The organism is Scytonema sp. PRP1, assembly GCF_036697665.2.
GTDB classification, from domain to species: Bacteria; Cyanobacteriota; Cyanobacteriia; order Cyanobacteriales; family Nostocaceae; genus Kalymmatonema; species Kalymmatonema gypsitolerans.
On the sequence record NZ_JBAHYJ020000044.1, the window covers coordinates 54,002 to 67,276 of the forward strand.

14 protein-coding genes and 1 pseudogene are annotated in these 13,275 nt (G+C 45.1%); 7 read left to right on the top strand and 8 right to left on the bottom strand.

The window, feature by feature from the left end:
- The first annotated feature begins 75 nt into the window (after nucleotides 1-75).
- The 3 genes and pseudogenes from V5G28_RS08580 to V5G28_RS08590 all read left to right on the top strand — a co-directional run bounded on the left by V5G28_RS08580 (nucleotide 76) and on the right by V5G28_RS08590 (nucleotide 1,660).
- On the top strand, nucleotides 76-438 hold the full coding sequence (locus V5G28_RS08580; protein ID WP_332994981.1) for a hypothetical protein: 363 nt from the start codon (nucleotides 76-78) through the stop codon (nucleotides 436-438).
- A 42-nt stretch (nucleotides 439-480) separates the two neighbouring features.
- Nucleotides 481-1,360, top strand: a pseudogene (locus tag V5G28_RS08585) (IS630 family transposase).
- Nucleotides 1,361-1,462: 102 nt separating this feature from the next.
- Nucleotides 1,463-1,660 (top strand): hypothetical protein, encoded by a 198-nt coding sequence (locus V5G28_RS08590; protein WP_332994983.1) that lies wholly within the window; start codon nucleotides 1,463-1,465, stop codon nucleotides 1,658-1,660.
- A 16-nt stretch (nucleotides 1,661-1,676) separates the two neighbouring features.
- Here V5G28_RS08590 and V5G28_RS08595 read toward each other — a convergent pair whose 3' ends face one another.
- Nucleotides 1,677-1,922: a hypothetical protein gene (locus tag V5G28_RS08595; protein ID WP_332994985.1), complete on the bottom strand. Its 246-nt coding sequence runs from the start codon at nucleotides 1,920-1,922 to the stop codon at nucleotides 1,677-1,679.
- A 249-nt stretch (nucleotides 1,923-2,171) separates the two neighbouring features.
- Between V5G28_RS08595 and V5G28_RS08600 the strand changes: the two genes are divergently transcribed.
- On the top strand, nucleotides 2,172-2,360 hold the full coding sequence (locus tag V5G28_RS08600) for a hypothetical protein (RefSeq protein WP_332994987.1): 189 nt from the start codon (nucleotides 2,172-2,174) through the stop codon (nucleotides 2,358-2,360).
- Here V5G28_RS08600 and leuS read toward each other — a convergent pair.
- The gene (gene leuS / locus V5G28_RS08605) at nucleotides 2,341-4,926 is read right to left on the bottom strand and encodes a leucine--tRNA ligase (protein WP_332994989.1); all 2,586 of its coding nucleotides are present in this window, start codon (nucleotides 4,924-4,926) and stop codon (nucleotides 2,341-2,343) included. The two genes, V5G28_RS08600 and leuS, sit on opposite strands and share 20 nt — an antisense overlap.
- Nucleotides 4,927-5,051: 125 nt before the next feature.
- Between leuS and V5G28_RS08610 the strand changes: the two genes are divergently transcribed.
- Complete coding sequence (locus V5G28_RS08610; protein WP_332994991.1) at nucleotides 5,052-5,462, top strand: gamma-glutamylcyclotransferase family protein; 411 nt, start codon at nucleotides 5,052-5,054, stop codon at nucleotides 5,460-5,462.
- A 46-nt stretch (nucleotides 5,463-5,508) separates the two neighbouring features.
- Here V5G28_RS08610 and V5G28_RS08615 read toward each other — a convergent pair whose 3' ends face one another.
- The 3 genes from V5G28_RS08615 to V5G28_RS08625 all read right to left on the bottom strand — a co-directional run bounded on the left by V5G28_RS08615 (nucleotide 5,509) and on the right by V5G28_RS08625 (nucleotide 7,443).
- Nucleotides 5,509-6,147 (bottom strand): anti-sigma factor family protein, encoded by a 639-nt coding sequence (locus V5G28_RS08615; RefSeq protein WP_332994993.1) that lies wholly within the window; start codon nucleotides 6,145-6,147, stop codon nucleotides 5,509-5,511.
- 156 nt (nucleotides 6,148-6,303) lie between these two features.
- On the bottom strand, nucleotides 6,304-6,960 hold the full coding sequence (locus tag V5G28_RS08620; protein WP_096563644.1) for a sigma-70 family RNA polymerase sigma factor: 657 nt from the start codon (nucleotides 6,958-6,960) through the stop codon (nucleotides 6,304-6,306).
- A gap of 327 nt (nucleotides 6,961-7,287) precedes the next feature.
- The gene (locus V5G28_RS08625; RefSeq protein ID WP_332994996.1) at nucleotides 7,288-7,443 is read right to left on the bottom strand and encodes a hypothetical protein; all 156 of its coding nucleotides are present in this window, start codon (nucleotides 7,441-7,443) and stop codon (nucleotides 7,288-7,290) included.
- A 336-nt stretch (nucleotides 7,444-7,779) separates the two neighbouring features.
- Here V5G28_RS08625 and V5G28_RS08630 point away from each other — a divergent pair, with 336 nt between their 5' ends.
- Complete coding sequence (locus V5G28_RS08630) at nucleotides 7,780-8,451, top strand: L,D-transpeptidase (RefSeq protein ID WP_332994999.1); 672 nt, start codon at nucleotides 7,780-7,782, stop codon at nucleotides 8,449-8,451.
- A gap of 107 nt (nucleotides 8,452-8,558) precedes the next feature.
- Here V5G28_RS08630 and V5G28_RS08635 read toward each other — a convergent pair whose 3' ends face one another.
- Both V5G28_RS08635 and V5G28_RS08640 read right to left on the bottom strand, forming a co-directional pair.
- Nucleotides 8,559-9,101 carry a late competence development ComFB family protein gene (locus V5G28_RS08635; protein WP_096570873.1) on the bottom strand — a complete coding sequence of 181 codons (543 nt, stop codon included), beginning with the start codon at nucleotides 9,099-9,101 and terminating at the stop codon, nucleotides 8,559-8,561.
- 108 nt (nucleotides 9,102-9,209) lie between these two features.
- The gene (locus V5G28_RS08640) at nucleotides 9,210-10,142 is read right to left on the bottom strand and encodes a M23 family metallopeptidase (protein ID WP_332995002.1); all 933 of its coding nucleotides are present in this window, start codon (nucleotides 10,140-10,142) and stop codon (nucleotides 9,210-9,212) included.
- A 477-nt stretch (nucleotides 10,143-10,619) separates the two neighbouring features.
- Between V5G28_RS08640 and V5G28_RS08645 the strand changes: the two genes are divergently transcribed.
- Nucleotides 10,620-12,959: a cation:proton antiporter gene (locus tag V5G28_RS08645; protein ID WP_332995003.1), complete on the top strand. Its 2,340-nt coding sequence runs from the start codon at nucleotides 10,620-10,622 to the stop codon at nucleotides 12,957-12,959.
- 44 nt (nucleotides 12,960-13,003) lie between these two features.
- Here V5G28_RS08645 and V5G28_RS08650 read toward each other — a convergent pair whose 3' ends face one another.
- Complete coding sequence (locus tag V5G28_RS08650) at nucleotides 13,004-13,219, bottom strand: Hfq-related RNA-binding protein (protein ID WP_332995005.1); 216 nt, start codon at nucleotides 13,217-13,219, stop codon at nucleotides 13,004-13,006.
- Between the last annotated feature and the right edge of the window lie 56 nt (nucleotides 13,220-13,275).

Below are 13,275 nucleotides of genomic sequence, written 5' to 3' on the forward strand. Positions count from 1 at the left end.
AAAGAATCCTGATTGAGAAGACCACCTCACCTTCAGTTTATCTGAAAGCATTTCAGCCCAGAAGTGAGCAGTCAAATGAGCCGCCAATCATTGCTAGATGCAAATCGCTCGTATAGTTTTAGCAATTACTTTGAGTTAGGGTTTCCGGTTGACGATTTAGTAGCTGAATTTGGCTATTCGTTCGAGCGTAAATTTCTCGATTTGCCTCAAGATTCAGGTACATTAGACCGACTTGTCGATTTAAAACAGCGGATTGAAGAAGTGTTACCGTATGTGGATTTAGAGAACGAAGCGACACGCCGGGAAATGCTAATTGCGCCGATTATCGCTGATTTAATCCACTATTCCCGCGCTAAATTACGAATAGAATACAGTATTAAAGTTGACGATAGACTTCCAGGGAATTTGGATTATTATAGCTATAGCCAACAAGATTAGGACGTAAACTAAAAGAGTTGCGAGAGCGTCTACCCCTTTTCAATGGCTAAAGCTTACAGTGAGGATTTCCGGCAAAAAGTGATGCAAGCGATTGAGTTGGACGGTGTCAAGAAGTGTGAGGCAAGCCAACTATTCAATATCAGTCGCAACACGATTAACTTGTGGTGCCAACGCAAAGCCCAAACGGGTGATGTCAAACCCAAACCAAGGAAAGCATCGCAGCAGAAGGGCAAAATCAACGATTGGGAGAAGTTTCAGACCTTTGTTAAAGAGCATGGGGATAAAACCCAAAGCGAAATGGCAGAACTATGGGACGGGGAGATTAGCCAACGCACGATTTCCAGGGCTTTACAAAAGATAGGGCATACACGTAAAAAAAAACATATGGGTATAGTCAACGAGATGAAGCTAAAAGGGCAGCGTTCTTAGCGCAACTGGATAACCCGAAAGGGTCTCACTTAGTCTATGTTGATGAGTCTGGTATGGATGAACGCGATAGCTATGGCTACGGTTACTCTCCTATTGGAGAACGCTTCTACGACCTCAAATCAGGTCGGCGGCAAGGTCGCATTAATATGATTGCGCTTGTATCGAGAGGGGCAATTGATTGCACCATTTACCGTCGAAGGGGCGTGTAACCGAACCGTGTTTGAGACATGGCTAGAAACGTGTTTGATTCCGGTCTTGCGTCCGGGTGAATGGGTAATTGTCGATAATGCGACATTTCATCATGGTGGTCGGATTGCTTCATTAATTGAAGCCGCTTTCTTGTCAGCTAGTCTACCTCCCGCCCTACTCCCCTGACCTCAATCGGATTGAAAAGTGTTGGGCATGGCTGAAAACTAGGGTTCGTAAGTTGTTACCCAAATCCGATAATTTACGTGATGCAATAGAGAGCGTTCTCAAGCAAGCAGCGTCCTAACTCATACGGCTACGGCTATACCTGCGAACAAAGACTAATTTAATTGTAATTGAAGCCAAGCACGCAGATATCAACAAGGGATTTACACAACTGGCGACTGAAATGATAGCCCTTGATAGATGGACTGATTCGACTCAAGCAGAAATATTGGGAGCAGTAACGACAGGTAATGTTTGGCAATTTGGTATATTATACCGACAGACACAAAGTATAGAACAAGCGATTAATCTCTACCGAGTGACTGAAGAATTGGAAGTGGTACTCAGGATTTTGCTGGCTGCGCTGATGAGTGAGAGTTAATTTTTATATAAATTAATCAAAACAGGCGATGCTCAACTGCCTGCTCGAAGTCGAGATCTTGCCGCCAATAGTGACAGGCTAGAGAAGCCTCTAAAACCTTTTCAACAAGATCATTCGCAGTTGGCATGAGATTCCATGTAAGAACTTGAACAACTGTTGATCTCAACCTGCTAAGTTCTTGGCGATCAAAGTAAGTATACTCTGGACGACCAGAGCGACCAACATCAACAACTTTGACCTTAACCTTATTACTCTTGGTCACGGTAATTGCTCTCTAGTGGCTACCTATCATGTAGTGTTCCCAAGCCACAGGGGATTATAACGCAGAGAGCTAACTATAATATTCAACTGCAATGAGTATGGGTTAGTACTCATATAATGAGCTTTCTACTGCATTTATGCCGGAACGTAGGGGCATATTGCCATACAGGCTTAAGTTGTTACCAATGATAACGAGGTGTTTTTTGTCGTCCACGAGTCTTAAAAACTCGTCCGCGAGTATTTGGAACTCATGAACGAGTATTTACAACTCGCCCGCGAGTGTTTGGAACTCATGAACGAGTATTTACAACTCGCCCGCGAGTGTTTGAAACTCATGAACGAGTATTTACAACTCGCCCGCGAGTGTTTGGAACTCATGGGCGAGTGTTTGGAACTCATAAGTCAGTGTTTACAAGGTTCTAACCAACCACAAAATTGACTAACTTCCCCGGCACCACAATCACCTTTTTAATTTCCTTACCCTCAAGGTAACGCTGAACAACTTCTGACTCACGGGCATACTTTTCCAACTCTGCTTTATCTGCTTGTGCCGGAACTTGGAGATCTGCACGCTTTTTGCCGTTGACTTGAATTACCAAAGTGATTTCATCAGCAACCAAGGCAGATTCATCATACTTGGGCCAAGCTTGTTTGTGGACTGATTCGCTGTTACCCAATTGATGCCACAATTCTTCAGCAATATGCGGTGCCAAAGGTGCCAGCAACACTATCAAAGTCTCAATCCCTTCTACATAAATCGCTGAATCTTTGCAGCTAGCTTCAGCCAAAGCGTTACTCAACTTCATCAATTCTGACACAGCCGTGTTGAATTGATATTCGCCTTCCACGTCTTCCGTGACTTCTTTGATAGCAATGTGAATTGCCCGCCGCAAGTCTTTTTGCGCTTTACTCAGTTGTCCTTGCTGATTGTGGGCTACTCTTGGCTGGTTAGTAAAATCTGTCACCAATCGCCAAACGCGGTTTAAGAAGCGGAATTGCCCTTCCACGTCAGCCTCATCCCATTCGAGGTCTTTTTCTGGCGGCGCTTTGAACAGGATGAACATCCGGGCAGTGTCTACACCGTATTTCTTAATGACATCTTCCGGTGCAACACCGTTCCCCTTAGACTTAGACATGGTAGCGTAAAGGCGTTGCAACACTTCACCTGTCTGCGGATCGCGAGGATCATCTGGATTGGTGACGAGATAGGAAGGAATCCATTTATCTTTTCCAGATTTGTTGGGATTCATATACGTTAAACCCTGCACCATGCCTTGAGTCAACAGGCGTTGGAAAGGTTCGTCAAAATTCAACAAACCTCTGTCTCGCAGTACCTTAGTAAAGAACCGCGAATACAACAAGTGCAAAATCGCGTGTTCAATCCCGCCCACGTACTGATCCACCGCCATCCAGTCATTTGTCTTTGCAGGGTCAAAAACTTGTTGCTCATTCTTAGCATCAGTAAACCGCAAGAAATACCACGAGGAATCAATAAAAGTATCCATCGTATCGGTTTCACGCTTTGCCCCAGTGCCGCAAGTTGGGCAAGGAACATTCACCCAGTTTTCCAACTTAGCCAAGGGTGAACCGCCACGCCCTGTAAATTCCACATTTTCTGGCAACTGCACAGGCAAATCTTCGTCTGGAACTGGCACCACACCACAGTTAGGGCAGCGAATCACTGGAATGGGCGCGCCCCAGTACCTCTGCCGCGAAATCAACCAATCCCGCAGACGATATTGCACCCGCACTTTGCCAAAACCTTGTTTTTCAGCGTATTCCACTATCGCTTGCTTGGCATCTGTTGAAGCCATTCCATCGAATTGACCGGAATTAATCACAAATCCCGGTTCTGTGTATGCCTGTTGCAGAGACGTGGCATCCCCCGTCTGTACATTATCTGTATCTGGTGGCACAATCACCACTTTGATAGGCAAATTCTGTTCCTTCGCAAACTTGAAATCGCGTGCATCATGTGCCGGAACACCCATCACTGCACCCGTACCGTATTCATACAGCACGTAATCAGCAATCCAGATGGGAATTTCTTCTCCAGTAAACGGGTTAATTGCCTTACCGCCAGTCGGAATACCACGCTTCGGTTTATCTTCCGCAGTGCGTTCCAACTCGCTTTGATTGGAAACTTCTTGAATAAAAGCTTCTACCGCCGCTTCCCGTTCTGGTGTGGTGACGCGCTTTGTCAAGGGATGTTCTGGCGCTAACACAACATAGCTGACGCCATAAACAGTATCTGGGCGAGTGGTGTACACGCCGATTTTTTCTTCCATCCCGACAACGGGGAATTCCAAGTAAGCCCCTGTTGACTTACCAATCCAGTTTGCCTGCATCAACTTGACGCGTTCAGGCCAACCTGGTAACTTGTCGAGGTCATTCAATAATTCTTCGGCATAGTCGGTAATCTTCAAAAACCACTGCCGCAGGAGTTTACGTTCAACTTTAGCACCACTGCGCCAAGAACGTCCTTCGCTATCAACTTGCTCATTTGCCACGACAGTTTGGTCAACAGGGTCCCAGTTCACAGCAGCTTCTTTTTGGTAAGCTAACCCCGCTTTAAAAAACTGCAAGAAAATCCACTGCGTCCACTTGTAATAGTCTGGGGAACACGTGGCAACTTCGCAATCCCAGTCGATAGAAAAGCCAAGACGCTTTAATTGCTGGCGCATCTGGGCGATATTTTCATAAGTCCACTTCGATGGCGGAACCCCTCGGTCAATTGCGGCGTTTTCTGCAGGTAAGCCAAACGCATCCCAACCCATTGGATGTAGTACCCGATATCCTTGCATCCGTTTGAGGCGGGCAATCACATCAGTAATCGTATAATTACGGACGTGACCCATGTGCAGGCTGCCCGAAGGATAAGGGAACATGGACAGAGCGTAGTATTTTGGCTTACTGCTATCTGTAACAGTTTTATCTAAGCCTTGTTCAGTCCATGTTTTTTGCCATTTTTCCTCAATCGCTGCTGGGTTGTATCGGGACTCCACAATGAGAACTCCTAACTGAATCTAGTGGTCGCTTCTGTTTCGCTATTGTGGCATACTCTAGAGTTACTGCTACGAACCCTATTTTCTAAAATCAAAAAGTAGGATATTAGTATTGAGGATTCTTGGTGCTAAAAGTCTTTGTCTATGGCACGCTTAAACCAGGTGAAGCAAATTATCAAAGATATTGTGCTGGTAAGGTGCTCAATGCCACTAAAGCGATCGCACAAGGAAAATTGTTTGCCTTACCAATGGGCTATCCGGCGATGACACCAGGAAATAGCACCATCCACGGCTACTTACTTTCGTTAACGAATTTAGATGTTTTGAAGGCTCTCGACGAGTTGGAAGATTACCACCCCGCCCGAGCCGCGTCAGAAAATCTTTACAATAGAAAACAAATTGAGACGTATAACCCACAAGGCAATTCGCTTGGCTGGGCTTGGGTTTACATAATGACACAAGAGCTAGCGCTTCAATTAGGAGGCGTCCACCTACCTAATGGTTGGTGGAGTGGCTCTGAAATTTATGAGGTATAGATTATGAATTATGAAATTTTTAAAAAATAATTCATAATTCATAAGTTTAGTTTATATCGTATTCAATATTTAGGTCGTGCTCGACATCATGCGATTGAGGTTCCACCTGATTCACTGGATTTTCACCAGAGGCTTTTGCTGTTTTCGGAATTGGGATCACCGGGTTATTTATGGCAACCATGAGCGGTGAACTGACAACCGTAGGAGTGGGCATTGCTGATTGTGCCTGTTGTATTGGTTGGTTTTGAGCCATTTGAGGCAGCCTTGATTCGCCGCCTAGTAAACCAGACAATGCACCAATGACGCAAGCAGCAACAGCAGCGCCTCCACCGAACCATACTAGCCTAGAACGACGGCGCAAACGCGCCATCACCTGCTCAACTGTTTCTTCTAATGACTGTTGTGGTTCCGGTACTGGAAGAGTCCGTAGACCTTGCCGTAGCTTTAACAGTCGGGCATACAAACGCTGAACTGTGGGATCGTCTGCAAGCCATTGTTCAACTTGCTTGCGTTCAGCAGCCGTCACCTCACCATCGAGGTAAGCACTCAATAACTCGAAGCGATCGCGCTTCACCATATCCATAGCAGCACCCGTTGATTCATTGGTATGCTTTGCCGAACCATCTGGCAAATCTTTATGATCTTGCAATTGGGAACGGTCATCAAACTGAGAATCAGTAGTCATCTTAACATTATTACCAATTCCTACACGGGTAAACACAGCGGACAAGCATGAGAACTTAATCAATTCTTCTCCTGTTGGCAGAAGCACTCTGTAATTTCTTTAATATTCTTAATGAATTATCATATCTGCCATTGACCAAAGGACGGAAACTGTTCATTAGGAATCTAGATAAGTTTGCAACTGAGATTGCAATCTCGCTCTTGCTCTGGCTATTCTCGACTTGACTGTTCCCAAAGAAACACCAGTGATTTCAGCAATTTCTTCATATGCCAATCCCTCGATTTCTCTAAGAACAATTGTAGTACGGAACACCTCTGGCAAATCAGCGATCGCCTCCCGCAATTGCTCGTAAAACTCTCTAGTGGTCAGTTCTTCCTCAGGTCCGGGAGTATCTCCAGCAATTTCCCAATCCATTTCGCCATCGTCTACCGCACGGGGAGCATCCAGTGACAAGGGACTAACAACCCGCTTGCGCTTGCGCAACTCATCGTAAAATAAGTTGGTAGCGATGCGGCTTAACCAACCCCGAAATTTGGCGGGTTCTTGTAATCGGTTAATATTCCGATACACGCGAATCCAAACCTCTTGAGCCAAATCAGCTCTGTCAGGCCAATCAGGAGCCAGATGGTATAGAACTCTATCAACCTGGGATTGATAACGGCGCAATAATTCGGCAAATGCCACACGATCAGGGCGTAGTCCTGCTTGACAACGCAAAATTAGGTCGTGGTTTGAGATTTTGTCAACTTGCACCGAAACTTCTGGAAGTCTCGTATCAACCGTTGACCAGGATACAGTAATCGATTGACTCATAGATCGTACTGGCTGTAAATCATCCCTATCTATTAGACCTGCTAATGAGCAGGAAGTTCCTTTATTGAGTGACGGATTTATGACTGGAACACTAGGGTATACTAACGAGTGGTAGATACCCGGCGGCACAAACAACTCCTTCGGTGAGTTTTTTGCATAGAAACTTGCCTCCTTCACCCTTGAGTCATTACGTAATCGGGACACGGCAATGTTACTTATACTTGTGCAATATTAAGAACTGACCATCTACCCTTGACATATTTAAGCTACGCAATAAGGACAAAGATACAAGCAGGCATTGGCTCCCCACTACTGCTTCATAAAACTTTATTCCCGTGGCAACGTTACTACGAGGTTTGGTGCTGTTTCAGCTTCTTGTGGGTAAATTTTGTTATTTGTATTTGTTTGCTCGCTGACCTGAACTTGCAAAAACAGATTTAAGGAAAAAGTAATCGTAATCGCTAGTAATAGTTTTTCCAACATGGTTTTTCTCTCCCCCACACCAATAATGATTGATTGCTACATTTAGTGAAGAGTTCCTTGCTTTTCAAGGTTTCTCACCTAGACTTTTTCATCGTCATTGCAGTAGCGCAATCTCCATAGCCCTAGTTTGCCTGCGACTATTGACAAATTCATGAGGGAACTGATAAGTATTTATGAATTTTTAGTGACCGAAGCATGAGAGCATTCCTTACACCATAGCCCTCACGCGTCATTTGGATTCTGCACTATTAGTAGAGCCGCTTTCTGCTTTAGGGTAGAGTAAGCTAGGGTAAGCTGATAGCTAAATGGAAGATCTGGGTCTGCTGGAGAGAGACGATGGCGATAGTAAGAAACGACTCATTAACGCGTGTAGTGATGTTGCTCTGTTTTGGTACAGCAATCCTATCTCTGGCTGTCCATTGGCGCATGAAGACTATGATCCCTCATACCCAGTTAGGAACAGCAGGTGGAAACGTTTTATCTGGGCAAGCTTGGGCAGCAGAAAAACCGGGGCAAGTGACGCAGGAAAAAAGGCACAATGCAATTGCGTATCATATATCAAGTTTGCTCTCGGGTCAAGGATCTGCTCAACAGAAATTATCTCAAAGCGTGGCATCTGGAAAGAATCAATTGATAGTTGATTTGAGCGATCGCCGTGTTTACGTTCAACGTGGGGATCTCGTTATAGCAAGCTACCCAATTGCTGTGGGTAAGAAAGGTTGGGAAACGCCCACTGGTTCTTTCCAAGTTATGTATAGGCAACTCAATCCTACCTGGCGTCACCCGATTACTGGCAAAATATTTGCGTCGGGTCCTGATAGTCCTTTAGGAGACCGATGGATTGGTTTTTGGTCAGATGGACGCAATCAAATTGGCTTTCATGGCACACCAGATGATGAAGTCATAGGGAGTGCAATATCCCACGGTTGCTTACGGATGCGTAATCCTGATGTCCGCCTGCTTTACAAGCAGGTGAGTTTGGGGACACCAGTGGAAGTACGTCAATAGTCAGGAGTCAGGAGTCAACACTCAATACTCAACACTCAACACTTAGAAAACAATGCTTGGTTTGTAAACTAATGACTAATGACTAATGACTAATGACTAATGACTGCTCAATACTCTGATTTTTGCTCAAAATGGGGTGCGTATGCTTGGAGTAAGGTACTGACTTGGCGCAGAATTTCATTGCCAGTGTTTTTAGTTCCGACAGGCGTTCTATCATCATTTGGTCGGTGTAGGTTACGGGCGATCGCCTCGCCAACTTGCTGGGCAATCAATTTCTCAAGTTCTGCCCTTGCGCGTTGGCGCTGGTAGTTGGCACCTTCTTCTGTAGTAGCATATAGAGGTGGTAGGCGGTTGAGGGCGTAAGCGGCAATATCTCCAACATCCAGAGAACTTTCGCTAGTCGCTTCAATTTCTGCTACACGAGATATTGCTTCTGTCAGTACCAACTCTTCCATAACGTTGATAAATTGTTTGCGTGGTACCGCCACCACATCCCCACTCAACAGCGACACCATCAGCCGATCCAACGCTTTGTACTCCTCTATTGAGAGTTCACTAGCGCTATCACAGATTCGCCCGACTTCTGCTTCCATTGCTGGTGTAAGATAACCATCCTGGAGAGCCTGATCCACGATTTTTTCAATACTCATAACGCTCATTATCTTTCAGCTATCCAAGCAAGGTGGGTACGGTACCAATCAATCCTATTTATTTTGCCCAGTCATGAGCCAATAATACGCATAATACGCAAAAAGTTATTATTTTACTCCTTGATTTCGCCAGGGTACCGGGTCAACAGATTTGCCATTGACATAAAGCCCCCAGTGTAAATGCGGACCTGTGGATGCGCCTGTTGAACCGACTGCGCCAATTAATTCACCGGGTTTGACAAAATCACCTTCTTTAACATTAATGCGGCTGAGGTGCATAAAAATACTTGCCACTCCTTGCCCGTGGTCAATGCCAACAACATTACCGTGAACCCGAAATCCTTGCGATACCTTGCCTACCAAAGCAACCCGTCCAGCTGCTGGAGCAACAACAGGCGAACCCGCACCACCAGCATAGTCAATACCGCGATGATAGTAATCATCTGCGAATTTTCCATTATAGTACCTACGTACACCATAAATTGTACTGACACGTCCTTTATTCGGTGCGATAAAAGGACCATCCCAAAATTTTTCTGGTGTTTTTACCGCCTTAAACTCTGTTGCACGCTTGAGTTCATACTCTGTCGCTTGTACCCCAGCTTTTCCTGGGGGTAGATTAATGCGCTGTACGGGGAATTTGCGATTTCGTACTTGTACTGACAAGTTCTGCACTTGACCTTCGCCTGCAATCGTAAGAGTTCTGGTTCCAGCTTTTTCCAAAGGCGTTGTTGGGATCAAAGCCCGGTACTGTCGTGGTGCTATTTCATATGCTGGGTAAGTCTCCGAACCATTAGTAACTGTGACATTGCTACCATTAGCTGGATTATCTAGACTGACTACAACTGATATGGTATCGCCAAGTTGGGGAGTTGCTGGATTGACTTGTACTTCTAACGCTTTTGCGGGTGCTGCCAATGTAAAGGGTAGGGCAAATATCCCAAGTACGACAGTGGTTGCACGTACGTTGGTTTTGAAAGCTGTCACGCTTAAATCCAGTAACTTTTTCCCAAAACTACTAGCGTAATATTTGATCGTCATACAGGAGCTACTTAAAATCTTCTTCTTTTGAAAGACAGACTAAAGTATAGTTTGAGTTTCCTAAATTTGCTGTAGTTGAAACAGTATTGAAATCATATGCTACCAAAATATCATGTTAATTTTACGGATGTGGTAGCCATAAGCGGATGACTCAAATTTACCGAAGCCACAATTGTGATACCTTGAAACCACTGATTCTAAGGGACTTCCAATTACAAAACTCTCCAATTTGTAGTGATGCACCGAAACAACGCTGGGTTACGGCGTACTTTAGTTATCATGTAAAACCTCAACTGTCGTGCGCCTAACCCACCCTAGATCCACCGTACATTATGGATAATTTATTTTTTGGTACTCCTTAAGTTTAGCCCACCCCATACTAATAACGTTGACAACTGTAACCAACTGACTTCCCACACTAATGAAAAACTTTGTATGCTGAATGTTAATACGTTTTAATAGTACTTTTATAAGCTTGTGCAGGAAGATTTTAGGCTAATAGTTGATTTAGTTTCAGTTTTCGCGGTAGCTGCCTGTGGTGGACTTCTGGCGGCGCTTTTGCGACAACCAGTTTTACTGGGGTATCTCATTGGTGGGATGGTCGTAGGACCAGCCGGACTAGGACTGATTAAAGAATTGATTCAAGTAGAAACTTTGGCTCAGTTCGGAGTCGCCTTTTTATTATTTGCCTTGGGAGTTGAGTTTTCCTTTACAGAACTTAAAAAAGTCCAGGCGATCGCTCTTGGGGGAGGAGGACTACAAATTGCCCTAACGATTCTGACTACAGTTTTGGTGTGTGGAGTCACAGGAGCTTGGGCATATCTTCCTGCTAAAGGAGTATTTTTAGGAGGAATTTTGTCTTTGTCTTCCACAGCAGTTGTCCTCAAGTGTTTGATGGAGCGTAATGAAACAGAAACGCCCCACGGACAGGTGATGCTGGGAATTTTGGTTGTGCAGGATTTAGCGCTGGGACTGATGATCGCGGTTCTGCCAGCGCTTCACCAACCAGCAGAATCACTAGTCATAGCAGTGCTGTTGGCGCTGTTGCGGATTAGTTTATTTGCTGGTGGTGCAGTTGCCACAGGCATTTGGCTGATACCTCCTTTGTTGCGACTGCTAGCCCGTACTGAAAGCCGAGAATTATTTTTATTAGGCGTGGTGGCGCTGTGTTTAGGTATTGCCTTACTGACAGAGTATATGGGGCTTTCTATTGAAATGGGGGCGTTTGTCGCTGGTTTGATGATTTCAGAGGTGGAATACGCCGACCAAACCTTAACATATGTGGAGCCACTACGAGATATTTTTGCCAGTTTATTTTTTGCCTCTATTGGGATGTTGATTGACCCAGTGTTTTTGTGGAACAACCTGGAATTAATTCTAGGACTGGTGACACTGGTGTTTGTTGGTAAATTTTTGATTATTACGCCACTGGTGAAATTGTTTCGGTACCCCTTGAAAACAGCGTTAATCGCTGGGTTGGGACTAGCTCAAATTGGGGAATTTTCCTTTGTTCTTGCCAGTGAAGGACAGGCGCTGGGACTGGTTTCTCGACGAGTGTATTCACTGATTTTGGGAACGACAGCAGTAACATTGGTGCTAACCCCTTTTGTGCTGCGTTTGGTTCCGATTTTATTTGACTGGGTAGAATCAATACCTTGGCTGAAGCCCTATTTAAGCGGGGAAGGTCAGCCGTTGGCGGTTGCTGACGAACTACCGACGAAAAACCATGTGGTTGTTTGCGGTTATGGACGAGTGGGACGAAATTTGGTGAAGTTGCTACAGCAGCACGATTTGCCAGTGGTGGTGATTGATCAGGCAGAAAGTCGAATTCAGCAGTTGCGGGAAGCTGAGATTCCATATGTCTATGGTAATTGCGTGAGTTTTCACGTTTTAGAAACCGCTGGAGTCAACACCGCACGGGGAATGGCGATCGCACTTCCTGACCCCATGAGTACACGTCTTTGCCTGAAACGCGCTTTGGAATTGTCTCCTAATTTGGATGTCGTTGTTCGCGCTACCAATGATAAAAGTATTGAGGCGCTTTATCAACTTGGGGCGCGGGAAGTTGTGCAACCAGAGTTTGAAGCGAGTTTGGAAATGGTGGCTTACATATTAACTGACTTGGGTTTCAATACTGCTGTGGTGCAGCGAGAAATGCAGGAAATCCGCAATCGTCATTATTTGGATTTGCGACCAGAACAATCAGCGTCTGAGGTTTCCCGTGATTTGCAACAAGCAACTCAAGACCTTAACAAGCGTTGGTATCCTTTACCAGCTGGTTCACCTCTCGTCGGTATGACCATAGAGGAAGCGGATATGCGCTACTTAACAGGGGCGAGTTTGATGGCAATTCGTCGCGAAGGAGGTGAAGAAATAGATTATCCTCCGGCTGAGACTACTTTGGAAGAGGGCGATCGCCTTTTGGTTGTTGGTTCTGATGATGAATTGGCGGCTTTGGATGAATTCGCTAAAGGTCAAGCTGCTGTTCCCGGTGAAAATAGCGCTTGTCAATGGGTAACTATCTCAGCCGACAGTCCAGTTGTTGGGAAAACTCTTGCAGATTTGGACATCCGCAACCAATATGGGGTCATGGTGCAGGCAATACGGCGAGATAGCAAGTTTATCCGCTTTCCTGATCCTAGCTTCGACTTGCAAGTCCGCGACCAAGTTTTATTGTGCGGTAACTTGCTTTGTCTGAATCAACTTGTACACTTGCTTACCCCAGGTCGGGAAATACCGCTATCTATCCCAGTGGTGAAAGCAGGCGAAGCAGAAGCACTCAAAGAGTTTTTACCGATGGATACTGTGCTGGATTAGTCATTAGTCATTAGTCATTAGCACAAAGGACAATCAACAAAGGACTATTGTTTGGGCTTGATGTATGCAATGGCTTGCTTCCACACAGTCGTTTGCTCGCTGTTTTCATCTATAAGACACACACATTGTGCGTCTTGCCATATAACTTTCCCAGTCAATGTGTCGCCAGTTAGCAGTTTTAACTGGATTGTCGCTGCTTGTTGAATCAGGTTTTGTATTTGCCGAACGCTAGGCAGTGAGGTGTCAAATTCCGTAATCATACTTATTACTTATTAGTCATTAGTTATTAGTCATTAATTTAGTCTTGACATACTCC

Bases quoted from the DNA above. Each gene is read 5' to 3' on its own strand.
- V5G28_RS08580 (WP_332994981.1), top strand. From the start codon at position 76: ATGAGCCGCCAATCATTGCTAGATGCAAATCGCTCGTATAGTTTTAGC.
- V5G28_RS08590 (WP_332994983.1), top strand. From the start codon at position 1,463: ATGATAGCCCTTGATAGATGGACTGATTCGACTCAAGCAGAAATATTG.
- V5G28_RS08600 (WP_332994987.1), top strand. From the start codon at position 2,172: ATGAACGAGTATTTACAACTCGCCCGCGAGTGTTTGGAACTCATGAAC.
- V5G28_RS08615 (WP_332994993.1), bottom strand. From the start codon at position 6,147: ATGACTACTGATTCTCAGTTTGATGACCGTTCCCAATTGCAAGATCAT.
- V5G28_RS08620 (WP_096563644.1), bottom strand. From the start codon at position 6,960: ATGAGTCAATCGATTACTGTATCCTGGTCAACGGTTGATACGAGACTT.
- V5G28_RS08625 (WP_332994996.1), bottom strand. From the start codon at position 7,443: ATGTTGGAAAAACTATTACTAGCGATTACGATTACTTTTTCCTTAAAT.
- V5G28_RS08630 (WP_332994999.1), top strand. From the start codon at position 7,780: ATGGCGATAGTAAGAAACGACTCATTAACGCGTGTAGTGATGTTGCTC.
- V5G28_RS08635 (WP_096570873.1), bottom strand. From the start codon at position 9,101: ATGAGTATTGAAAAAATCGTGGATCAGGCTCTCCAGGATGGTTATCTT.
- V5G28_RS08640 (WP_332995002.1), bottom strand. From the start codon at position 10,142: ATGACGATCAAATATTACGCTAGTAGTTTTGGGAAAAAGTTACTGGAT.
- V5G28_RS08650 (WP_332995005.1), bottom strand. From the start codon at position 13,219: ATGATTACGGAATTTGACACCTCACTGCCTAGCGTTCGGCAAATACAA.